Annotated in this window: 21 protein-coding genes and 1 riboswitch; of the genes, 16 read left to right on the top strand and 5 right to left on the bottom strand. The window is 45.6% G+C overall.

The genetic code is table 11. The features are described 5' to 3' along the window. The 6 genes from ftsY to glpG all read left to right on the top strand — a co-directional run. The coding region (ftsY, locus tag B853_RS14580) for a signal recognition particle-docking protein FtsY (protein ID WP_128826901.1) at positions 1-1,068 on the top strand (1,068 nt) is incomplete at its 5' end. A 22-nt stretch (positions 1,069-1,090) separates the two neighbouring features. Next, on the top strand, positions 1,091-1,765 hold the full coding sequence (ftsE, locus tag B853_RS14575) for a cell division ATP-binding protein FtsE (protein ID WP_010444476.1): 675 nt from the start codon (positions 1,091-1,093) through the stop codon (positions 1,763-1,765). Next, complete coding sequence (gene ftsX / locus B853_RS14570; protein ID WP_010444474.1) at positions 1,755-2,717, top strand: permease-like cell division protein FtsX; 963 nt, start codon at positions 1,755-1,757, stop codon at positions 2,715-2,717. Before ftsE ends, ftsX begins: the two co-directional genes overlap by 11 nt. Positions 2,718-2,892: 175 nt before the next feature. After that, on the top strand, positions 2,893-3,750 hold the full coding sequence (gene rpoH, locus B853_RS14565) for an RNA polymerase sigma factor RpoH (RefSeq protein WP_038884842.1): 858 nt from the start codon (positions 2,893-2,895) through the stop codon (positions 3,748-3,750). A 411-nt stretch (positions 3,751-4,161) separates the two neighbouring features. Next, positions 4,162-4,482: a thiosulfate sulfurtransferase GlpE gene (gene glpE, locus B853_RS14555; protein ID WP_038884844.1), complete on the top strand. Its 321-nt coding sequence runs from the start codon at positions 4,162-4,164 to the stop codon at positions 4,480-4,482. Beyond that, positions 4,482-5,324 (top strand): rhomboid family intramembrane serine protease GlpG, encoded by an 843-nt coding sequence (gene glpG / locus B853_RS14550; RefSeq protein ID WP_038884846.1) that lies wholly within the window; start codon positions 4,482-4,484, stop codon positions 5,322-5,324. Before glpE ends, glpG begins: the two co-directional genes overlap by 1 nt. 68 nt (positions 5,325-5,392) lie before the next feature. On the opposite strand, the gene B853_RS14545 is transcribed toward glpG, so the two are convergent. After that, the gene (locus tag B853_RS14545; protein WP_010444471.1) at positions 5,393-5,803 is read right to left on the bottom strand and encodes a flagellar basal body-associated protein FliL; all 411 of its coding nucleotides are present in this window, start codon (positions 5,801-5,803) and stop codon (positions 5,393-5,395) included. Between the two features lie 153 nt (positions 5,804-5,956). Here B853_RS14545 and B853_RS14540 point away from each other — a divergent pair, with 153 nt between their 5' ends. Beyond that, the gene (locus B853_RS14540; RefSeq protein ID WP_038884849.1) at positions 5,957-6,496 is read left to right on the top strand and encodes a chorismate lyase; all 540 of its coding nucleotides are present in this window, start codon (positions 5,957-5,959) and stop codon (positions 6,494-6,496) included. Then, the gene (gene ubiA / locus B853_RS14535) at positions 6,497-7,351 is read left to right on the top strand and encodes a 4-hydroxybenzoate octaprenyltransferase (RefSeq protein ID WP_038884851.1); all 855 of its coding nucleotides are present in this window, start codon (positions 6,497-6,499) and stop codon (positions 7,349-7,351) included. Between the two features lie 88 nt (positions 7,352-7,439). Here the strand turns inward: ubiA and plsB are convergent, their stop codons facing one another. After that, positions 7,440-9,866, bottom strand: a complete 2,427-nt coding sequence (plsB, locus tag B853_RS14530) for a glycerol-3-phosphate 1-O-acyltransferase PlsB (protein WP_038884852.1) — start codon at positions 9,864-9,866, stop codon at positions 7,440-7,442. Positions 9,867-10,234: 368 nt separating this feature from the next. Here plsB and lexA point away from each other — a divergent pair, with 368 nt between their 5' ends. The 3 genes from lexA (at position 10,235) to dinF (ending at position 13,262) form a co-directional block, all read left to right on the top strand. Further along, on the top strand, positions 10,235-10,855 hold the full coding sequence (gene lexA, locus B853_RS14520) for a transcriptional repressor LexA (protein WP_005438488.1): 621 nt from the start codon (positions 10,235-10,237) through the stop codon (positions 10,853-10,855). Positions 10,856-11,068: 213 nt separating this feature from the next. Continuing rightward, complete coding sequence (locus tag B853_RS14515) at positions 11,069-11,863, top strand: class I SAM-dependent methyltransferase (RefSeq protein WP_038884853.1); 795 nt, start codon at positions 11,069-11,071, stop codon at positions 11,861-11,863. Positions 11,864-11,918: 55 nt separating this feature from the next. Then, complete coding sequence (gene dinF / locus B853_RS14510; RefSeq protein ID WP_038884854.1) at positions 11,919-13,262, top strand: MATE family efflux transporter DinF; 1,344 nt, start codon at positions 11,919-11,921, stop codon at positions 13,260-13,262. A gap of 68 nt (positions 13,263-13,330) precedes the next feature. On the opposite strand, the gene sthA is transcribed toward dinF, so the two are convergent. Then, a complete protein-coding gene (gene sthA, locus B853_RS14505; protein WP_259346561.1) occupies positions 13,331-14,761 on the bottom strand; it encodes a Si-specific NAD(P)(+) transhydrogenase in 1,431 nt (476 codons plus the stop codon). A gap of 264 nt (positions 14,762-15,025) precedes the next feature. On the opposite strand from sthA, the gene fabR reads away from it, so the two are divergent. Together fabR and B853_RS14495 are read left to right on the top strand one after the other, a co-directional pair. Continuing rightward, entirely contained in the window at positions 15,026-15,667 is a 642-nt protein-coding gene (gene fabR, locus B853_RS14500; protein ID WP_010444457.1) for an HTH-type transcriptional repressor FabR, read from the top strand. Beyond that, positions 15,667-16,032, top strand: coding sequence for a YijD family membrane protein (locus tag B853_RS14495; protein WP_038884856.1), 366 nt, complete (start codon positions 15,667-15,669; stop codon positions 16,030-16,032). Before fabR ends, B853_RS14495 begins: the two co-directional genes overlap by 1 nt. A gap of 65 nt (positions 16,033-16,097) precedes the next feature. Here the strand turns inward: B853_RS14495 and trmA are convergent, their stop codons facing one another. Further along, on the bottom strand, positions 16,098-17,207 hold the full coding sequence (gene trmA / locus B853_RS14490; RefSeq protein WP_038884857.1) for a tRNA (uridine(54)-C5)-methyltransferase TrmA: 1,110 nt from the start codon (positions 17,205-17,207) through the stop codon (positions 16,098-16,100). Between the two features lie 184 nt (positions 17,208-17,391). Further along, a riboswitch (cobalamin riboswitch) is annotated at positions 17,392-17,592 on the top strand. Positions 17,593-17,650: 58 nt separating this feature from the next. Between trmA and B853_RS14485 the strand changes: the two genes are divergently transcribed. The 3 genes from B853_RS14485 (at position 17,651) to murI (ending at position 21,139) form a co-directional block, all read left to right on the top strand. Beyond that, positions 17,651-19,525 (top strand): TonB-dependent receptor domain-containing protein, encoded by a 1,875-nt coding sequence (locus tag B853_RS14485; protein WP_038884858.1) that lies wholly within the window; start codon positions 17,651-17,653, stop codon positions 19,523-19,525. Between the two features lie 83 nt (positions 19,526-19,608). Continuing rightward, on the top strand, positions 19,609-20,292 hold the full coding sequence (locus B853_RS14480) for a Dph6-related ATP pyrophosphatase (protein WP_038884859.1): 684 nt from the start codon (positions 19,609-19,611) through the stop codon (positions 20,290-20,292). A gap of 40 nt (positions 20,293-20,332) precedes the next feature. Continuing rightward, positions 20,333-21,139 carry a glutamate racemase gene (murI, locus tag B853_RS14475; protein ID WP_038884860.1) on the top strand — a complete coding sequence of 269 codons (807 nt, stop codon included), beginning with the start codon at positions 20,333-20,335 and terminating at the stop codon, positions 21,137-21,139. On the opposite strand, the gene B853_RS14470 is transcribed toward murI, so the two are convergent. Next, positions 21,102-21,557, bottom strand: a complete 456-nt coding sequence (locus B853_RS14470) for an RNA-binding protein (RefSeq protein WP_010444441.1) — start codon at positions 21,555-21,557, stop codon at positions 21,102-21,104. The two genes, murI and B853_RS14470, sit on opposite strands and share 38 nt — an antisense overlap. Positions 21,558-22,118: the final 561 nt, after the last annotated feature.

Here is a 22,118-nt window from a genome sequence, read left to right as displayed (position 1 = left end):
GAAGCAGAAGCAGAAGCAGAAGCAGAAGCAGAAGCAGAAGCAGAAGCAGAAGCAGAAGCAGAAGCAGAAGCAGAAGCAGAAGCAGAAGCAGAAGCAGAAGCAGAAGCGCCAGTTGTGCCTCGCATCCAAGAGCAAGAGAAGCCAACGGAAAGCTTTTTTGCTCGTCTTAAGCGCAGTCTAAGCCGTACTAAAGCGAACATTGGTGCAGGCTTCTTTGGTCTGTTCAGTGGTAAGAAGATCGATGAAGACCTTTTCGAAGAGCTAGAAGAACAACTGTTGATTGCTGATGTGGGGATGAATACCACCACCAAAATCATCGACAACCTGACCGAGAAAGCTTCTCGCGGTGATCTGAAAGATGGTGAAGCACTTTACGGCCTATTAAAAGAAGAGATGGCAGAAATCTTAGCTAAAGTAGAACAGCCTCTCGAAATCGACAGCAGCAAAACCCCTTACGTTATCTTGATGGTTGGTGTGAACGGCGTTGGTAAAACAACTACGATCGGTAAGTTAGCGAAGCAATTCCAAAACCAAGGCAAGAAAGTCATGCTCGCTGCAGGTGATACCTTCCGTGCAGCAGCGGTTGAGCAGCTACAAGTATGGGGCGAGCGTAACAACGTTCCTGTCATTGCTCAGCACACTGGTGCAGACAGCGCATCTGTTATCTATGATGCAATTGAAGCGGCAAAAGCGCGTGGCGTTGATGTCGTGATTGCAGATACTGCCGGTCGTTTACAAAACAAAGCTAACTTAATGGAAGAGCTACGCAAGATCGTGCGCGTGATGAAGAAGATTGATGATTCTGCACCGCATGAGATCATGCTGACGCTAGACGCGGGTACAGGTCAAAATGCCATTAGCCAAGCGAAACTGTTCAGTGACGTGGCCCCTCTAACTGGGATTACATTGACTAAGCTGGATGGTACGGCGAAAGGTGGCGTTATCTTTGCTATTGCTGATCAGTTCGAAATCCCAATTCGCTACATTGGTGTAGGCGAAGGTATCGAAGACTTGCGTCCTTTCGAAACTCAAGAGTTCATCGACGCTCTGTTTAGCCGTGAAGAGTAATTAGAGTTAGAGGTAATCAACGGTGATCAAATTTCAGCAAGTGAGCAAAGCATATCGAGGTGGTCGACAAGCCTTACAGAAGGTCGATTTTCATCTTAGGCGCGGAGAAATGGCGTTTTTAGGTGGCCACTCGGGTGCGGGTAAAAGTACTTTGTTGAAACTGATATGTGCAATAGAGCGCCCAACTGATGGAAAGATCCAGTTCAACGGGCACGACATTACGCGTATTCCAAGCAAAGACATCCCTTTTTTACGTCGTAATATTGGGATTGTGTTTCAAGATCACCGTTTATTGATGGACCGAAGCGTGTTCGACAATGTCGCGCTGCCGATGCGTATTGAGTCGATTTCTGAAAATGAAATCAAACGCCGAGTTTCTGCGGCATTGGATAAAACGGGTCTACTTGATAAAGCCCGTTGTCTACCTAGTCAACTCTCGGGAGGTGAGCAACAGCGTGTCGGTATCGCTCGTGCTGTTGTAAACCGACCAACGTTATTGGTGGCGGATGAACCGACGGGTAATTTAGATCCAGAATTGTCTAGTCGCGTTATTCGCTTATTCGAAGAATTTAATCGTGCTGGCGTAACGATTCTCCTTGCGACGCATGATATCGGGTTAGTAAATACTCGCCCTCAATATCGCCACTTTGAATTGAACCAAGGTTTCCTTAGTGAGGTAGAAGACTATGGTAGGTAATAAGCGCACCCAGAAGAAAGGGCGTAATACCGGTCGTGCAAATACCGATAGTTTTTTCTCCGTCCATCTGAAGCAAGCGAAAGCTTCTTTTCGTGCGTTATGGCGACGTCCTTTAGGTAATATCCTTACCCTTGCCGTGATTTCGATGGCGCTTTCCATGCCAGCATGTTTATACCTATTAGGTAAAAATGTAGCGGGCGCAGCCGAAGATGTAGCTTCACCATCGCAAGTTAGTGCTTACTTAGTTGAAGGGATGCCAGATGCTAGGGTGATGGTATTAAAAGATCAGATAGAAACTTGGCCTTTGGTAAAAGAGGTGGAATATATTTCGCCACAACAAGGTCTATCAGATCTAAGCCAATACGCTGGGTTTGACCAAGCGTTGAGCCTGTTGAGTGGTTATGCACTACCTGGTGTGTTGGTGATTACGCCAGATACCGAGTTAAAAAGTGATATCAAAGCGTTAGCGAAGGATGTCCGCCAACAGCAAGACGTAACCGATGTTAGGCTTGATGAGGATTGGTTAACTCGTTTAGATGCGATTAAAACCCTTGCTGGTATTATTGTCATCACCCTGACAATACTGATGTTAGGTGCTGTATTTTTAATCGTCGGCAATACATTACGTTTTAATGTATTAGCAAATAAAGAAGAGATTCAAACCATGAAACTGATCGGCGCGACCGACAGTTTTATTCTTCGTCCCTACCTCTATACAGGCATGTGGTTCGGAGTACTAGGCGCAGCAATAGCATGGTTGGTTACTGCATTAGTTACAGTGGTAATGAATAGTGCGGTAGAGGATTTAGCAGCGCTGTATGATAGTCAGTTCCGTTTGATTGGCTTGAGCTGGGATGAATCTCTGTTATTGATCATCACTGGCAGTTTATTGGGTTGTATTGCCGCACGAGTATCCGCGCAGCGACACCTAAAAGAAATTGAACCAGTTTAGGTGATAAAGGTCTTATACTTGGAATTTATTAGCACAAGCTAATTTTTCTCTCTTGTTTAGACGATTTGTTTATGGATAATTGCTCACCCTTCTTGCAACTTGTTCACTTTGAGTTCAAGATGGCGAAGCTAAATTGCAATGTATTGCTCCAGATCAGAGATTGATGAGGAATTGAATGTCAAACGAAGCGTATCCGATGGCCCTAGTCACGCAAGATAGCCTTGATAGCTATATCCGTTCTGTAAACAGCTACCCAATGCTGACACCAGAAGAAGAGCGAGGACTGGCAGAAAGATTACACTACAACGGTGAGATTGATGCGGCGAAAGGCCTGATCTTGTCACACCTACGATTTGTTGTTCACGTTGCTCGTGGCTACTCAGGCTACGGCTTGCCAATGGCAGACCTAGTTCAAGAGGGCAACATCGGTCTGATGAAAGCGGTTAAGCGTTTCAACCCAGAAGTGGGTGTTCGTTTGGTCTCTTTTGCGGTTCACTGGATCAAAGCAGAAATTCATGAATACGTGCTACGTAACTGGCGTATCGTGAAGATTGCGACTACAAAAGCGCAGCGTAAACTGTTCTTTAATCTGCGTAAGTCGAAAAAGCGCCTAGGTTGGTTCAACAATGGTGAAGTAGAAACGGTTGCACGTGAGCTGGGGGTAGAGCCTTCAGAAGTGCGTGAAATGGAATCTCGTTTGGCAGCAATAGATTCAACGTTCGATATGCCAACAGACGAAGACGACAGTTCGAATTCATATACAGCCCCAATGCTGTACTTAGAAGATAAGTCGTCAGATGTCGCGGACAATGTTGAAGCGGCTAACTGGGAAGCACATACCAATAACCGTTTGAGCCATGCATTAGCAAGTCTAGATGAGCGTAGTCAGCGTATCGTAAGCTCGCGTTGGTTAGACGACCAAAAAGCAACACTGCAAGATCTAGCGGATGAGTTTGGTGTATCTGCTGAGCGTATTCGTCAGCTAGAAAAGAACGCGATGAAGAAGCTAAAATTAGCTGTTGGTGAGTTCTAACTTCCGCTCCTAATACAACGTAAGATTTTCATAGAAAGCCGAGATCATGTGATCTCGGCTTTTTTATTGTCGATCTAAATTCGATGAAGTTTGCGATCCATTTTATCTGTGCTACCTGTGTATAACTCTGTGAAGTAATTATTCATCAACTGTTCGAAAGCCGGACAAAATAAGGCTTTATCGCCGTTTTTGTTTTGGGGATAGTTCTGAATATACACACAGTTAGATCAAGATCATCACTACATATTGTGGATCAAAAGATCCAAATGCACTTTATCAACGCAATTCACAGATTTATCCACAAACGGTTGGAATATGAACAGCTTTAAATGACCAGACTATCTCTGTGGCTAAGTTTGGCTTTGGATAGGTTACAATGACGTCAATTCTGAGAACAACATGAGAAAGTAAATGGACCAGTTTCAACACATTGATGTACAAAGTGCTCAAGCCTTGCTTAAACAAGGCGAAGCTAAACTTGTCGATATTCGTGACCCTCAATCTTTTGCAGTGGCGCATGCAGAATCCGCTTTTCATCTGACCAATGACTCAATCGTGGCCTTTATGGACGAAATAGAGTTCGAACAACCTGTTTTAGTGATGTGCTATCACGGCATCAGTAGTCAAGGTGCTGCACAATATTTGGTTAACCAAGGCTTCGAACAGGTGTACAGTGTAGATGGTGGCTTTGAAGCCTGGCAACGAGCAGAACTCCCAATAGTGAGAAGTTAATGAAGAGATTGGTAACGTTAAGTAATCCACGTATGGCGCAAGCTTTCATTGATTACATGGCATCGCGCAAAATTGAGATTCAGATGATGCCGGAAGGTGAAGGGCAGTTTGCGCTTTGGTTGACGGACGCGCAGCATGAAATAGAAGTCGACGCGGAGCTGAAGCAGTTCTTAGCCAACCCATCGGCTTCGAAATACAGCGCGGCCTCGTGGGACGTTGCCGATACTCGCAAGAGTAAATTTCATTACTCCAGCCCAAGCATCATGGGGATGATCAAAGCCAAAGCGGGTCCTGTGACTTTATTGATCATGGCCGTTTGTACAGTTATCTACTTTTTACAGATGTTTGGTTTTGGTGATGGGGTGTTTGCACTGCTGCACTTCCCCGCTTTTGAAGGTCAGCAATGGCAAGTTTGGCGTTGGATAAGTCATGCATTGCTGCATTTTTCAGTGACACATATTGTGTTTAACCTACTGTGGTGGTGGCAGTTAGGTGGTGATATCGAACGTCGCCTAAGCTCCGGTAAGTTACTGCAAATCTTCTTTATCTCTGCGGCGCTGTCTGGCGCTGGGCAATTTTACGTAGAAGGGGCCAACTTCGGTGGCTTGTCTGGTGTGGTCTATGCGCTACTTGGTTACTTGTGGGTTCTTGGTTATCGCTGCCCACACCTTGGCTTAGCCCTACCTAAACCGATTATTGGCTTTATGCTGGTGTGGTTAGTACTAGGCTTTGTTCAGCCATTTATGGCGATTGCCAATACTGCCCACTTGGTAGGTTTGCTCTCAGGTATGGCGATTGCGCTGTTTGATTCAGGCAAACAGAAATACCAACAAGCATTGTGAGCACTTGATAAGAATAAAAAAGACCGCCGAAAGGCGGTCTTTTGTTTTACGCTGTAAACCTGAAGAGGTTATTGATAGAGATACTTGGTAAAGAGTAAATCAGCAATAATGGTCTTGCCTGTTTCTGGAAGAAGAATCTCATTGAGTTTTTCAACCAAGGTTTTACGTAAGTCTTCTCGGCCAGACAATGATTTAATCGTATCTTCAGTTTGTTTGCCCAGTAACTCTATAACCGCATCACGAATGAGCGGTTGATGATGTTCGACAACAGCAAGATCTTGTTGGCTCATGACCATAATATCGATACGAACTTGTACATAACCTAGCTTTTTGCCTTTGGTGTAAAAGTTAGTAGTTAAATCTGGCTCAAGAGTAAAATAGGCCAACTGAGGTCCTGTTTCTTCCGATTCTGCCCAACTAGGTGCAGAGATCAGCAAGCTCAATGCAAAAATAATTTGGGCTACATAACGTTTGTACATATTTCTAACTTTTCTTTCTCTGGATCGCGATACTCGAATCGCTTTAGTCTTGATACAATAGACCGTCTATAACAAATAACGGAACTTACAGTTTCAATAAGACGGTAAGTTGTTGCTTTATTGTACGCATAAAGCCACCAATTGAATACTAGTATGAATCAGCCGACATCACTCTATATTACTTCTTTAATGGAAGTAGAGTGGCAAAAACCCGAAGATTTCGCATTTCCCAATGAATTTGCTCAGCATTGGCTTGAGGAGCAAGGGTCTTTGTCACGCCGTTTGAAGCAGCACTGTCAGGAACTGACAGTGGAATTGCTGCATAACCAAATTGTTACTGCACAGACATTACGTGCAGATGAAAGTCTCTTGTTATCCGACCAAGATTGCCTGCTTAGAGAGGTGATTTTATGTGGTGACAATACAGATTGGGTCATTGGCCGCACGTTAATCCCACGCACAACTTTGGTTGATCAACAATATGACTTGGCTCAGCAGGGGGATATCCCGTTGGGTTTGACCGTATTCAGCGCTGATAATGTTGAACGCGATGCTCTGCAAATGGGGTGGGTTGATCTGCCACAAGGGCGCTTTTTAGCGCGTCGCTCAAGATTGTGGATGAATCACAAACCGATGCTGGTCGCTGAGTTATTCTTACCAAATTCACCCGTTTACGCTAAGGAGAAGGTGTAAATGTCCGCAGAAAAAGCCAAAGCATATTGGCAACTGATGCGAATGGATCGCCCAATTGGCTCATTGTTGTTGTTGTGGCCGACGGTTTGGGCACTTGTGATTGCCGCGCAGGGCATGCCAAATTGGGATGTACTCATCGTGTTTGTATTAGGCGTGTTCCTAATGCGCAGCGCTGGTTGTGTGATTAACGATTTTGCCGACCGTAAAGTCGATGGACATGTGAAACGTACCAAGCAGCGTCCTTTGCCATCGGGTAAAGTGACCTCGAAAGAAGCGATTGGTTTGTTTTTGGTTCTTGGTATCAGTTCGTTCTTATTAGTGCTAACTATGAATCCGCTTACGATTAAGCTCTCTTTTGCGGGCATCTTTTTAGCGTTCATTTATCCATTTATGAAGCGTTACACCCATCTGCCACAGCTGTTTTTGGGCTTGGCTTTTAGCTGGGCGATTCCGATGGCGTGGGCTGCGCAAACAGGCGAACTGCCTTGGATTGTGTGGTTTGTGTTTGTGATTAACGCTTTGTGGACTATTGCCTACGACACTCAATATGCGATGGTCGATCGCGATGATGATTTAAAAATTGGTATCAAATCGACAGCTATCTTGTTCGGTCGTCACGATAAGTTGGTCATTGGCGTTCTGCAGTTGGTTACCTTGGCGATGCTAGTGCTGCTGGGTCAACACTATGAACTTGGCCAAAGCTACTACTGGACGATTCTGGTTGCTGCTTCTTTGTTTGTGTACCAGCAACATTTGATTCGCCACCGAGAGCGCGATTTGTGTTTTAAAGCCTTCCTCAACAATAACTATGTGGGCATGGTGATTGCGATCGGTCTTCTTATCGCTTTCTGGTAACGGCATAGTACAAACATTCAGATAGAAAAAAGGCATCCAATTGGATGCCTTTTGTGTTTTTGTCGAGTGGGTATCGAGCTTAAGCGAATTATGCTTGCAGCTGGTGGATACTCTCTTCGATGGTCAACTTCACTTCTGGGTAAAGCAGAGCAAATAGCAGTTTGGCAAATTGCTGCGTCTTCTCAAGATCGCAGTTGCCGTCACTGTCTAGGTATTGCTGCTCTTTCAGCGTATTGAACATCGCAGCAAACACACCTTTGTCGAAGAATTCTGGCGCGTTAATACCGTGCAGACGCCCCAAACGCTGTGCAATGTCTTGGCTCTTCTGCTCAAGATCAGATTTACCCAGTTCTTGGTCAGCTACCAGTAAGTTCATCGCGATAGAGTAGCGTTGTAGCGTTTCAGTGATAGTACGACCCAACAGAACCAATGATTGGTTGTTTGATTGGTTGATTTCCAGCTTCTCACCGTCTTGGCAAATCATCTTCTGCTCAATGAACTCGTTCAAGATCTTCACGACCAGCTCGTTCAACTCTTCTTCCTTATAGCTTAGGAACAGCTCTTTTTTCAGGAATGGATAGATTTGAGCGACGTTGTCTTGAATCTTCTCTACAGTTACGTTGCGCTGACGAATAATCATCTGAGCAATCAATGATGGTAGAGCGAACAAGTGAATGATGTTGTTGCGGTAGTAGGTCATCAGAATCGACTGACTACGATCCAGCGAAATGATGTCACCCATGGTGTCGGTTTCAATTACAAACTTATCGAGTGAGATAGCGTGATCCACCAACTCTTCAGCACTTTCTGTTGGAACGGTTGAAGTGTTTGAGTATGGGTTGTTCTTAAGTAGCTTCAGGTAGCATTCAATCTGGTTGATCAAAGAGTCACGAGACAACGCACGCTGACGAGAAGCCAATAGCGCTGTCGCACATAGAGTCAGCGCGTTAGTTGCTGCTGCATCGTTAATGTGCGTCATCATCTTGTTTGCTAGGCCGTTTACCACAGGGTTCATCCATTGTGGTTTGCTACCGCCCATGCGGTCGATGTCTTTGGTCCATTCTGGCGCGTGTTCATTCAGGTATTGGTTTAGCTGAATCGGCTCACCGAAGTTCACATAACCAAGACCAAAGTTGCGCAGCTTACGCAGAGTACGTAGAACAAGACCTGCGTTTTCTTTCTCTTTGCGTGAACCGCGAAGCTCTTTGGCGTAAGTACCCACTTCCATTACGTGCTCGTAACCGATGTACACAGGCACTAACGTTACTGGACGGTTTAGACCGCGCAACATGGCTTGAATCGTCATTGCCAACATACCGGTTTTTGCTTGAAGCAGACGACCAGTACGTGAACGACCACCTTCACTGAAGTACTCAACCGAGTAGCCTTTAGCAAACAGCTCTGATAGGTACTCACGGAAAATCGTTGAGTACAGCTTGTTGCCTTTAAAGCTACGACGAATAAAGAACGCACCACCACGACGGAAGATTGGACCCGCTGGGAAGAAGTTCAGGTTGATACCTGCAGCAATATGCGGTGGCACCATACCTTCATGGTACAGAACGTAAGAAAGCAGTAGGTAGTCCATGTGACTGCGGTGACATGGCACGTACACGATCTCATGACCATCTTGCGCTAGGCGACGAACGGTCGAAGCGTTGTTGATGTGCAAACCTTGGTACAGCTTAGTCCACAACCAGCCAAGAATACGATCGCCATTTTTCACCAAACCATAAGAGAAGTCCGCTGCAATCTCGTCCATGATGTCATGGGCTTCTTTGCGTGCTTTCTCGATAGAAATGTTTTTACTTTGCGCTTCGTCTTCAATCGCTTTTTCTATTGCTGGCGATTTCATTAAGCGTGCAAACAGCACTTGACGTTGAGGTAGGTTTGGACCCGATGCCGCAAGTTTCTGACGAGAGAAGTGGATACGTGCAACGCGCGCTAGCTTGTGTGCAATAGCGCTGTCAGTGCCGTGAGAGTCTGCCATGTAACGTAGTGAAACCACTGGGCTAAAGCGCACCAAGCAGTCACGACCCGCTGCCATTACCGCTTTTGCTTTTTGCGGACCGTTCATTGGTTGTAGGTACGGCTTGTGGTTTTCTTCTTTACCTGGCTTACGACCCCAAAGCACGGTCGCTGGGATCATTTGCACGTCTAGCTCGCTGTCGAGTTTGTGCAATTCAAGTAATTCAGTAAACAGAGAAACAGACTCACTCGGTACGTCGTTATCATTGCTCATCACGGTTGGACGAGAGGCAATAAACACGTAACGAGTCAGTTTTTTGCCATTGATTTCTAGCGGGCTAAGCGGGTCTGGTAGACCAAGGCTCAAAGCTTGTTTTTGTAGTGTCAGCAAATCCACGTTCGAACGGAACGGTAAGGCATACACAATCGGCTTCGCTAGGTCGATGTCGAGATCGTCAATTGGATTTGACGGGATTGTGGTGCCCTTTACCATTACCGATAAAGGTAGTTTTAGTAATGAACGTGAAAATGATTGTCCAGAAGACATAAAGTTCACAGCCTCAATAGGTATTCAAACAAGCCTAACCTTATTTCTGCGTCCGCTTTCCCTTCTTCTATAGGAAAGGAAATAGATACGGCAATAGAAATAAGCCTAGGCGATAAATTTTAAGCGCAGCAAGGATACCAGAAACTGGTCAAACCTTTTAATTTTATTGAGCGGAAATTAGCCGAAGCCCTAGGTTGTTGCTTTCATTAGACGAATTGGCTATTGCGTGTTTAAAACGCATACTCACTTGAGGTTTGTGGGTGGGATCTGAAACGGGCGCAAATAAATTAAAAAACAACCAATTGGGTTTTCATTTGTCCATTTACTGGATATACTCACAGTTAACTGTATAAAAAGACAGGTGACATATGAAGCCGTTAACGCCACGCCAACAACAAGTCTTCGATTTGATTAAAAGCAAAATCGAAGACACCGGAATGCCACCAACTCGTGCAGAGATTGCGCGTGAGCTTGGCTTCCGCTCTGCGAATGCCGCAGAAGAACACCTAAAAGCGCTTGCTCGTAAACAAGCGATTGAAATTATTCCAGGCGCATCTCGCGGGATCCGAATCCTGCTTGAAGATGCGGCAAACGACGATCAAGGTCTGCCTTTGATTGGTCAAGTTGCTGCTGGTGAGCCGATTCTGGCTCAAGAGCATGTGGAGTCTCACTACCAAGTGGACCCTGCTATGTTCAAACCAAAAGCAGATTTCTTACTTCGCGTAAACGGCGAAAGTATGAAAGACATCGGTATTATGGACGGCGACTTACTAGCTGTGCACAAAACCCAAGACGTGCGCGACGGTCAAGTTGTGGTTGCGCGTGTTGATGACGATGTGACGGTGAAGCGTCTAGAGCGCAAAGGTTCTACAGTTCTACTGCATGCAGAGAATGAAGAGTTTTCACCAATCCAAGTTGATCTAACGTCGCAACATCTGACGATTGAAGGTCTGGCGGTTGGTATCATCCGTAACACTGACTGGATGTAGGTTTCTTACCTCAAGCATTCTAATAAAGCCTAGCGCTCTGCTGGGCTTTGTGTTTTCTGCACTTTCTATTCCATTTTTATTGTCTTCCAAGCATAGTTACGCTCGGCCTGATTCAGAGCGTTTGGTTGTTGCGTTAAAACTTGCAAGTGATATTGAGATTTATTATCATCCAGTTCCATTTAACCATTTTCTTTTCGGCGCAAGGAAATGCCCATGTCCAAGCCTCAACATCACGTACCTAATCATCTGTTGAAACCGTTGTTTTTGCGCAGCCGCGAAAGCTTGGTCGATAACGGCTTGGTGTACGATCCGATCGCTGCAAAAGCGTGCTTGAGCTGCAAGATGGCGCCAGATTGCATCAGTGGCGATGTCGATCAGAAGCAGCTGCTGCACGTGACTTTAACTCAGCTGTGCGATCAGCAGGTCAGTCACTTTCTTCAACAACACTCAGACGCTTGGATCATTAACGTTGGTGCGGGCTTAGATACGCGTTTCTACCGTTTGGACAATGGCCGTTGTCATTGGATTGAACTGGATGTCACCGAGAATCTGGTTTGGCGTCAGCGATTGTTCCACAAAAACGAACGTTACGAGCATCGTTGCGGCAGCGTAGAAGACATGAGCTGGTTAGACGAACTGCGCATTCCTGAAAAAGCACCAGTACTGATCCTATGTGAGATGGCTTTACTCGATTGCGATGAATCGCGTGTTGCGACTTTCATCCAAACTCTGGGTCGCTATTTTGTATCGGCAGAAGTGTGCATGGTGCTAGCAGGTGACTTAACCGAAAGTAAATGGGGTCAGAAGCTCGGTTCAGATACGTATGCACATGGTTTTGAAGCACCAGCGCAACAAGTACTGCATTGGCTGCCATGGGCGCAATGGGTCAAAGCCTTCTCGCCATTCGACCGATTCTGCTCACGCTGGAAGGTATGGCAACGTTGGCTGAATAAGATCCCAATGTTGAAGCATCGCCTCACGCCAGTCCTCGTTCACATCAAGTGGTAATTGGCTAGGCATTTAACACTCAGGTACACTCGCTGATCTAAACAACGAGGTGCCTGTGACAAACTCTATCTTCTCTCCTTTATCGAATCCTCAAGTGCATCGCCAAGTGTTAGCGCTCGCTATCCCCATGGTGCTGTCGAATATTACTGTTCCACTATTAGGCTTGGTTGACGCTGCGGTGATCGGCCACCTTGAACACGCTTGGTATCTGGGCGGTGTTGCGTTGGGCAGTACCATAATCAGCGTGACGTTTTGGTTGCTTGGCTTTTTACGTATGTCGACTACTGGATTAGCGGCGCAATCCTATGGTGGTGAAGACCGGAAACAACTCGCTTTGGTGTTTATGCAAGGCTCACTCATGGCATTGTTGTTTGCGTTAGTCTTCCTTATTGCTCATAACCCAATCGCGGATCTGATCTTTGGTTGGAGTGATGCCAGTGCTGAAGTGAAGCACTACGGCATGCAATATTTCTCTATCCGTGTATGGAGCGCCCCCGCTGCGCTGATGAACTTTGTTCTGTTGGGTTGGTTGCTCGGAACGCAAAACTCCAAAGCACCAATGTGGATGGTGATCATCACCAACGTGACCAACATAGCGCTCGATTTACTGTTTGTGATTGGTTTGGGCTGGAAAGTCGAAGGAGCAGCGCTGGCATCGGTGATTGCTGATTACTCAGGCATGGCGTTTGGGCTGATGTGTGTGTGGAAAACATGGCGCTCGCGTCAGTTGCCATCTCCTAAGAGCCTGCTAACCGATACTCAACATGGGTTAGGGCGGTTCGTAAAACTCAATCGCGATATCTTCTTACGCTCACTCTGTTTACAAGCTACGTTTAGCTTTATGACTTTCCAAGGTGCGAGCTTTGGCGATGATGTGGTTGCGGCCAATGCAGTATTGATGAGTTTCTTGATGATGATTTCCTATGGCATGGACGGTTTCGCTTATGCCATGGAAGCCATGGTAGGCAAAGCGATTGGTGCCAAAGACCGAGCGCAACTCAGTGCATCGTTGATTGGTACTTTCTTTTGGAGCCTGATCATCTGTTTAGGTTTGACTGCGGTATTTGGTTTAGCGGGATCGCACTTGATCGCCATGATCACTTCGATTGAAGCGGTGCAGCAGCAAGCGTCGGTGTATCTGCCTTGGTTGGTGGTCATGCCATTAGCCTCGATGTGGTGCTTCCTGTTTGATGGCATTTTTGTTGGTGCCACTAAAGGTAAAGACATGCGAAACAGTATGTTCGTGGCGACTTGCTTTTTCTTTGCGATTTTCTTTTTGTTCTCTGGTTGGCAAAACCATGCGCTGTGGTTTGCGATGACCAGTTTCATGGCAATGCGAGGGGTTGGACTCGGCGCTATCTTCTTCTATCAATGGCGCAAGGGTAGCTTTCTTGCCTAGTTACACATAAAAAAACAGCAGGTCGAAACCTGCTGTTTTTGCTTTTGGATCATGGCAACCCAATTGAATTAGAATAGTCGGTTCAAACCGTTCAGTGCCGCTACGCGATACGCTTCTGCCATCGTCGGATAGTTAAAGGTGGTATTGACGAAGTATTCAATCGTATTGGCTTCACCTTTTTGTTCCATGATTGCCTGACCGATGTGGATGATTTCCGCCGCGCGCTCACCAAAGCAGTGAATACCAAGAATCTCTTTGGTTTCACGATGGAAGAGGATTTTCAAGCTGCCGATGTCTTTACCTGCAATCTGTGCACGAGCGAGATGCTTGAACGAAGAGCGTCCCACTTCGTAAGGCACTTTCGCCGCAGTTAGCTCTTGTTCGGTTTTGCCTACTGAGCTGATTTCTGGAATGGTGTAGATACCCGTTGGGATGTCATCAATCAGATTGCCGTCGGCTTGCCCTTTCGTGATGGCTTGTGCCACGAAGCGACCTTGGTCATATGCTGCACTTGCTAGGCTAGGGTAGCCAATCACATCACCGACTGCGTAGATGTGTTCCACTTCTGTACGGTAGTTACCGTCTACTTTAAGTTGCCCGCGAGAGTCGCTTTCTAATCCAACGGCAGGTAGGTTGAGTTTGTCTGTATTACCCGTTCGACCATTAGCATACAGTAAGCAGTCTGCTTTCATCTTTTTACCTGATTGCAGGTGTACGATTACGCCGTCTTCGGTGCCTTCGATTTTCTCGAACGTTTCATCGTTGCGAATCACCACGCCACTGTTCCAGAAGTGGTAAGACAATGCATCTGAGACTTCGTTATCTAGGAAAGAGAGCAGACGGTCGCGAGTATTAATCAGATCGGTCTTTACACCCAAACCACGGAAGATAGAAGCGTATTCACAACCGATAACCCCAGCACCGTAAATGATGATGTGGCGAGGGTCGTGTTTCAGGCTCAGGATAGAGTCACTGTCGTAGATGCGTTCATGCAAGAAGTCGACGTCGTTCGGTTGGTATGGACGAGATCCTGTGGCGATAACAAATTTGTCCGCGGAGTACACCTCTTCCGTACCATCACTTTGCATCACCGCGATGGAGTAGTTATCGATAAAGCGCGCAGTACCAAACAACAGTGTGCATGAATTGCGGTCATAAAAGCCCTGACGAAGTCGAGTTTGCTTATCAATCACTGATTTCGCATGACCTAAAATGTCAGAAAATGTTGCATGAAGGCTGGTGTTATTGCGACAGAATAGAGGGTTGCTATTGAACTCAATGATACGGCTAACCGCGTGACGCAATGCTTTCGATGGTATGGTTCCCCAGTGCGTACAACCGCCACCAACACTGCTTTCTTTTTCAACGATGGCAACATTCAGACCGGCTTTGGTCAATCCCATTGCCGCCCCTTCACCGCCAGGGCCACTACCAATTACGATCACGTCATAGTGATTAGCATGCGCCATGATGTCTTCCTTGTTATATTTAATTAACATTGCTGTAGCGGGATTTTAACTCATTTGCTCTACAGGTACACATCATCGCTGCTAGAGAGTGGAAGTGATCACGTAGAATCGACCAAAAGAACTAATTGGTATGCTGTATGTCTACAATTTGAAGCGAAACGTTTGCATTTGAACGTCGGGCAATAGTAACTTGCTCGCGCTTGCTTCAGTCGAGGCAACATATCTTTTTACGTAGGGGCTAATTGCGTTATATTGATGCTCTTGTACCCAATAGAAAAAAGAGCAAGTTTTAGAATGAAATCGATGGGAATCCGCGCGCAGCAAAAAGAAAAGACACGTCGATCATTGATCGATGCGGCATTTAATCAACTTAGTGCGGATCGCAGCTTTTCCAATCTCAGCTTGCGAGAGGTTGCCCGGGAGGCCGGAATAGCACCCACTTCTTTTTACCGTCACTTCAAAGATATGGACGAACTCGGTTTAACCATGGTTGATGAAGGCGGTCTACTGTTACGCCAACTGATGCGTCAGGCTCGTCAGCGTATTGTCAAAGAAGGCAGTGTGATTCGAACTTCGGTTGAAACCTTCATGGAATTCATTGAAAGTAGTCCTAACGTATTTCGCTTATTGTTGCGTGAGCGCTCTGGTACTTCCTCTGAGTTTCGTACTGCTGTCGCTCGAGAAATACAACATTTTGCGGCAGAATTGACTGAATATTTAATAAGCACCGGTATGACCAAGGAAGAGGCGTTTACTCAAGCTGAGGCGTCAGTCACTTTGGTATTCAGTTCAGGTGCGGAAGTTTTAGACTTAGATCGACGTGAGCGCGATGAACTCGCCGAGCGATTGATCATGCAATTGCGAATGATAGCCAAAGGGGCTTATTGGTATCGCAAAGAACGTGAACGTAACCGATTAAAAGGCGGGATAGAATAATGTCGAATGGAAATAAATCTGAAAAGAAAACGCTGATTTTGGCACTGGTTGCAGGTATGTGTGGTGATGCTTTGTTGTCATGGTTGACCATGAGCGAAGTATCTTTCTCAATCTTCCCTCTGATTGCACTCGTGCTAGCAGTACAGGCGCTTTACCAAGAATACCTTAACAACCCAGTATCGGAAGATATCCCACTTGTTGGTCTGGCGTGTTTCTTCGTGGGGGCATTTGGTCACTCTGCGTTTATCAAAGCACAATACCCAGAAGCAGGTTCTAACTTCTTCGCGATCCTAGTTTCAATGATTCTATTGGCTTGGGTTGGAAAAAAGCTAGGTTTCATGGAAAAGAAAACTTCTGCTGAGTAAGCCAAAAGAACTCAACAAAAAAGCGAGCTACTGAGCTCGCTTTTTTTATGCCTGACGCTGGTGGATTACGCTTTGCGTTCCAATAGTACGCCAGCTTCCATGTGGTGGGTGTAAGGGAACTGGTCAAACAGAGCAAAACGCGTCACGTTGTGTGTTTCACATAGAATGTCCAAGTTCTCTTTTAATGTTTCAGGGTTACAAGAGATGTACATGATGCGATCGTAACCTTGCACCATCTTACAAGTGTCAACGTCCATACCTGAGCGTGGAGGATCAACAAAAATCGTGTTGCAGTTGTAGCTCTTCAGATCCACGCCTGCATCTTGTAGACGACGGAACTCACGCTTACCTTCGATTGCCTGAGTAAATTCTTCCGCTGACAGACGTAGGATTTGTACGTTATCAATCTCGTTCGCTGCGATGTTGTATTGCGCAGAAATCACAGATGGCTTCGCTAGCTCAGTTGCTAACACGCGGTCAAAGTTTTGTGCCAGCGCTAGAGAGAAGTTACCGTTACCACAGTAAAGTTCTAGTAGATCACCCGTGCTTTCTTGAGTACAGTCGACCGCCCATTCCAGCATCTTCTCTGCCACTTTACCGTTTGGTTGGGTGAAGCTGTTTTCAACTTGCTGGTAGATGTAGCTTTGACCATTCACATCTAGCTTTTCGATCACGTAATCACGGTCTAAGACAATCTTCATCTTACGTGCACGGCCAATGATGTTTAGGTTGAAGCCCTCATCATTTAAGCGTTGTTTTAGTGCTTTTGCGTTTTCAATCCATTCCTCATCAAGTTGACGATGGTAAAGCAGTGAAACCAGAATCTCACCACTTAGGGTAGACAGGAAGTCCACTTGGAACAGTTTGCGACGTAATGATTCGTTGTCTTTCATCGCATCCACTAAAAGTGGCATCAAGTCGTTGATCAGGCGGCTGGCTGCTGGAAACTGGTCAACGCGGTATTTTTCACGAGTTTCTTGGTTGAACATGATGTAGTAAAGGTCTTCACCTTCATGCCAAACGCGGAACTCAGCACGCATGCGGTAGTGCTGCTCTGGTGATTCAAACACTTCCAGTTCTGGCACGTTGTATGGCGCGAACATATCGGTCAGACGTTCGACTTTTTCAGCCAGTTGTTCTTGGTAGCGTTGTGGGTTTACATCAAGAGTAGCCATGATCTTACCTTTTATGGTGCATTCAATTTAAGAGCGCAGATTTTATTCAATCTTAATAGGATGTCCAGTTTTGTACCCTAATTGATCTAAAGATAGTGTGTTCTGTGTCAGTTGAAACTCAAATGAACCAAATCGTTACAATTGTCAGGGGTAATATTGGCTGGACAAATAATCAATAGCTTAATAGTATTTGTCTCAAGCTGGTGCTATCTAGCAATCTAGATGGCTGAAATGGGAATCTGGTGGAAATCCAGAACTGACGCGCAGCGGTAAAAGAGAACGAACGCTCATTAAGACACTGCATTAGTTTATGTGGGAAGTCGAGCAAGTAGGTAGAATAACCTCGCTCTTAAGTCCGAATACCTGCCAGCAACTGAGCCACAGCACTGGACTGCTCAATAAGAGCAGGGCTCGGTAGGAATTACGCGATTTAGGACAATACAATGAGAAAAACTCTTCTTGCGATGACGTGTGCATCGCTGCTTTCATCTACCTTTTATTCACAGGCTCAACAAGCCTCCGCAGACGAAACGGTTGTGGTTACCGCAAACCGATTCCAGCAAATTGATGGTGCGGTTCTCGCACAAACCGTTACCGTAACTAAAGAAGATATTCAACGCCTTCAAGCAAATAGCCTATTTGATGTGTTCCGCACACTACCGAGTGTTGAAGTTGCTCAATACGGTGGACGTGGTCAATCTGCATCTATCTACGTTCGAGGTGGTAGTTCATCCCAAGTTTTGGTTTTAGTAGATGGTGTACGTATGCCACGCGCTATCATGGGTGGTATCGATTTTAACCAATTTCCAATCAACTCGATTGAACGTATCCACTACATTCGTGGTGCGCGTGCTTCTATTTACGGTTCTGAAGCGATTTCTGGCGTAATCAACATTATTACTCGTGCGTCTATTAATGACGATTCAGGTCGAGTGTCTGCAGGTTACGGCTCAAATAACCATAAAAAAGGCACGTTTGTGGTCTCTAAACCTGTAGGCGAAGGTAAACACTTTAAGGGCGTGCTAGGTTACGAAAAAACCGATGGTTTTAATGTTAAACCTTTGCCGGGTGTGAACGACGGTGATGAGCACGGTTTCGAAACGCTCAACCTTAAACTAGGCTACCAACAAAACTTCTCTAATAACTTATCTGGTTACGTTGGGTTGAGTGCTTATAACAATGAGTACGACTACGATAACAGTAGCTATGGTAACCCTGCATGGGGAACGGTTGATAAGCACGAAAAGAAAACCGGTGAAGTTGAGTATGTTGGCGCAGACCTGTCGTTGGAATATAACAGAGACGTCTACTCATCTGAATTGAAACTGGCTTATGGTCAGCAAGACAACTATGACCATAAATCAGGTCAAAGCAAATCAACCGGCGATCATGTTGCTATTGAACAGTTCAACGCAATTTGGCTGAACTCGTACAGCATTAACGAAGAGTTGAGCGTTGGTGGTGGTTTGGACTACCGTACTGAGAAGCTAGCCAAGGGCTATATTGCACCAAGTGACTGGGGACCAGCTAAAGACTACGATCCAGAAAAGAACCCAAGAACCAACTTTGGTGTTAGCGCCATTGCTCAATACGCGTATGACGTCTGGACGTTAGAAGCGAGTGTACGTAATGACGACAACAACCAGTTTGGTAATAACACCACGTGGCAAACCGCAGCGGGTTGGAAGTTTTACCAAGGTTATGAATTGACGCTGAGTCACGGTACCGCCTTCCGCGCCCCGAGCTTTGTTGATTTGTATTACCCAGGCTACGAAATGCCAAACCTGAAACCGGAAGAATCAGAAAATACTGAGCTATCGTTATCGGGTGCTGTATCGATTGTTGATTGGACGGTAACGGGTTACTACAACCAAATTGAAAACATGCTGATCTGGGAAGGTGCGGGCATGCAAAACGTTGGTGAGGCCGAAATTAAAGGTGTGGAATTAGAGGTGAAATTCGATACAAATATCGTTTCTCACGAGTTCTACTTAGATTACAAAGACCCCGTTGATAAATCTGGTGCAGAAGATACTCAACTAGCTTATCGCTCTAAGCGCGGTGCTAAATGGAACGCTTACGCGACGTTTGATCAATGGACGCTAGGTTCACAGTATCTATACCAAGGCGAGCGCTTTAGTGGCAGTACAAGATTGCCGAGCTACAGCCTTTGGAACTTCACTGCATCTTACGCAGTAAGCCAAAACTGGGACATCAATACGAAGCTAAGCAACGCCTTTGATAAAGATTACGAGATGTATGTGGGCTACGCGACACCAGGGCGTCAGTACTTTGTCTCGGCGGACTACCGCTTCTAATCGAATCCAACAAGACCGCCACACCGGCGGTCTTTCTTATTGTGAATAAAGAAGCTGGTGGAAATAGGCAACGAGGAAAGTTAATGACAAAAGCAAAACGGGTTGTGATCAGTTGGTCGAGTGGTAAGGACTCTACGCTAACGTTGGAGCGATTAAACGAAAATCCTCATTATCAGGTAGTAGGGCTATACACCACTTATGTTGAGAAAGAAGTGCCTTTTCAAGCAACGCCTTTAGAGGTTGTGCAAATGCAGGCCGACTTGCTTGGCCTTCCACTTGTTACTATTGAACTACCTGAAGTCTTCCCGAGTAACGACATTTATCAATCGACTATTGTCAGCGCACTACAACAGAGTGAGTTGAACGTGGAAGCGGTCGCATTTGGTGATATGTTTTGTAATGGTATTGCTGATTATCGTCGTAGCTATATAGAGCCTGCGGGATGGGAGTGTGTATTCCCACTACTCGGGGAAGAGAGCAAGGAATTGGCATTCGAAATCGTCGAACGCGGTATTCAAACCATGCTGATTACTACCGATGGAGAGGCTTTGGAGCCCCAGTGGTGTGGTCGCTGGTATGACAAAGAGCTGATTGAGTCATTGCCCGCTCATATTGATCCCTGTGGAGAAGATGGCGAATTCCATACATTGGTGACATCAACGCCGTCATTTCAAGGACATATAGAACTGACTAAGCTTGAAGTGGAAATAGGGGAGCGATTCAGTCATCAAAGATACCAAGCCAAAGCATTGCCAAAACAAATCTAACCAGTATGATCGCCGAGTCTCTAATTTGCAGGTAAGACTCGTGCGAGCATCAAGTAAGAAAAAAGTCCTAGTGTTTGATTCCGGTGTCGGAGGGCTATCGGTCTTTCAAGAGATCCACCGACTTCTACCACATATGGATTACTTATATCTGTTCGACAATGAGGCCTACCCATACGGAGAGCTTGACCAAGAGGTGTTGATCACTCGCGTTAATAAGCTGGTGGCAGCGTTGGTTGAAGAGCATCAAGCCGACATCGTAGTCATCGCCTGCAATACCGCAAGTACTATAGTGCTACCATCACTGCGCGCGAATCTATCCATTCCGGTTGTTGGTGTGGTCCCTGCTATCAAACCAGCATCGCTGCTTGCTTCTCAAGGTGTAGGGCTTATTGCTACGCCTGCGACAGTGACCCGTCAATATACTCATGAACTTATCCGCGACTTTGCCCAAGGCAAACCTGTCGAGTTATTAGGCTCGACTCGCTTAGTAGATATGGCAGAAGAAAAGCTGCGTGGTGAAAGTATTTCTCTTTCAGAGCTGGAGAGTATTCTTCTCCCACTACGTAATAAAGTCGATGTTGCAGTACTAGGCTGTACTCACTTCCCTCTAATTAAAGACGAAATACATCAAGCATTGGGTGGCGAAGTAACGTTAGTTGATTCTGGTGAAGCCATTGCCCGGCGAGTGAAAGCGTTAATATCGAGTGACACAAAGGAAGAGAGCAAAGATGAGGGGAGTAAGAAGATATATGCCAGTGCACCTCCTTGGCAAGAAGATGCACTGAATGTATGTTTGGCAAACCTAGGATTTAATCCTGTTCAGGTTTACCGCCATCCGGATGTTTAGGATCGTTAGCAATACGTACTTTAAGCGTACGCTCCATATATTCCTTCTCATTAAGTTTTGCGATAGCAGGTTTTGCATCTGCTGCGGCCATCACTACAAAACCAAACCCTCTTCTTTTACCTGTGCGCTTATCTTTCATTAAGCGCACTGCATAGACCTGCCCATACTCAGCAAACAAATCACGAACGTGACTCTCATTTGCCTTATAGGGAAGGTTGCCGACATACAGTGTTTTAGTCGAAGGATCGGAATCCGAAGATTGAATAACAGGTGCCTTGCTAGAAAGTGAAAACAGAAAAGCAGTAGCGACAACACCGATAACAAAGCTCAAGGCTGGTGACACAGGCACTTGAGAGAAGATAACTCCTCCAAGAACCGCCAACCCAATACATAAGATCAGATTTTTTTTAGACGTCATTTTGATTACTACATATAGATGATAAATAGATAAGCTGCCTATTAACAAAATAGACACACGGATCTTACGTATATGGTTGGTGTTTTTCCAACCAATTGCTGTGATATGTCTCAAATGTGACGAAGAAATATGCAGATACCGCGTTATTGATGGATTAATAAGCGCTTGAAATGTTTTTTTCAAAAAAGGGTTGCGCTCATTTCTGGATTCCCTATACTGCGCATCCACCGACACGGAGTGAGACGAAAGTCACACAGCGAGTCGGGAAGAGAGAAAAAAGAACTTAAAAAACTCTTGACTCTCAGAATGGGAAGCGTAAGATACGCACCCCTAACGACGAAGCGCTGATGCGGTAAGTTAGTTAGAAAAGCTCTTTAAAAATAAGAACCTATCAATCTGTGTGGGCACTCGTTGATGATAATCCAATTAGATACTTCGGTATCAAATTAGGTTTCAATGATACGAAGTGACCATTGAGTCGAAAGACTCAGCACAGTCAATTCAAACATTACTTATGTAATGTTCAGTATTCATTGAGCCGAACAAAATCTTAAATTGAAG

It is taken from the genome of Vibrio rotiferianus CAIM 577 = LMG 21460 (assembly GCF_002741985.1).
GTDB lineage: Bacteria > Pseudomonadota > Gammaproteobacteria > Enterobacterales > Vibrionaceae > Vibrio > Vibrio rotiferianus.
This window is presented reverse-complemented; position numbering and strand designations above follow the sequence as displayed.

What these genes read in the sequence shown, in the direction of transcription:
- B853_RS14495 (WP_038884856.1), top strand. Translation starts at nt 15,667, where the DNA reads ATGTCGAATGGAAATAAATCTGAAAAGAAAACGCTGATTTTGGCACTG.
- ftsX (WP_010444474.1), top strand. Translation starts at nt 1,755, where the DNA reads ATGGTAGGTAATAAGCGCACCCAGAAGAAAGGGCGTAATACCGGTCGT.
- trmA (WP_038884857.1), bottom strand. Translation starts at nt 17,207, where the DNA reads ATGGCTACTCTTGATGTAAACCCACAACGCTACCAAGAACAACTGGCT.
- glpE (WP_038884844.1), top strand. Translation starts at nt 4,162, where the DNA reads ATGGACCAGTTTCAACACATTGATGTACAAAGTGCTCAAGCCTTGCTT.
- B853_RS14545 (WP_010444471.1), bottom strand. Translation starts at nt 5,803, where the DNA reads ATGTACAAACGTTATGTAGCCCAAATTATTTTTGCATTGAGCTTGCTG.
- B853_RS14515 (WP_038884853.1), top strand. Translation starts at nt 11,069, where the DNA reads ATGTCCAAGCCTCAACATCACGTACCTAATCATCTGTTGAAACCGTTG.
- sthA (WP_259346561.1), bottom strand. Translation starts at nt 14,761, where the DNA reads ATGTTAATTAAATATAACAAGGAAGACATCATGGCGCATGCTAATCAC.
- glpG (WP_038884846.1), top strand. Translation starts at nt 4,482, where the DNA reads ATGAAGAGATTGGTAACGTTAAGTAATCCACGTATGGCGCAAGCTTTC.
- ubiA (WP_038884851.1), top strand. Translation starts at nt 6,497, where the DNA reads ATGTCCGCAGAAAAAGCCAAAGCATATTGGCAACTGATGCGAATGGAT.
- B853_RS14540 (WP_038884849.1), top strand. Translation starts at nt 5,957, where the DNA reads ATGAATCAGCCGACATCACTCTATATTACTTCTTTAATGGAAGTAGAG.
- B853_RS14485 (WP_038884858.1), top strand. Translation starts at nt 17,651, where the DNA reads ATGAGAAAAACTCTTCTTGCGATGACGTGTGCATCGCTGCTTTCATCT.
- rpoH (WP_038884842.1), top strand. Translation starts at nt 2,893, where the DNA reads ATGTCAAACGAAGCGTATCCGATGGCCCTAGTCACGCAAGATAGCCTT.
- lexA (WP_005438488.1), top strand. Translation starts at nt 10,235, where the DNA reads ATGAAGCCGTTAACGCCACGCCAACAACAAGTCTTCGATTTGATTAAA.
- B853_RS14470 (WP_010444441.1), bottom strand. Translation starts at nt 21,557, where the DNA reads ATGACGTCTAAAAAAAATCTGATCTTATGTATTGGGTTGGCGGTTCTT.
- B853_RS14480 (WP_038884859.1), top strand. Translation starts at nt 19,609, where the DNA reads ATGACAAAAGCAAAACGGGTTGTGATCAGTTGGTCGAGTGGTAAGGAC.
- fabR (WP_010444457.1), top strand. Translation starts at nt 15,026, where the DNA reads ATGAAATCGATGGGAATCCGCGCGCAGCAAAAAGAAAAGACACGTCGA.
- plsB (WP_038884852.1), bottom strand. Translation starts at nt 9,866, where the DNA reads ATGTCTTCTGGACAATCATTTTCACGTTCATTACTAAAACTACCTTTA.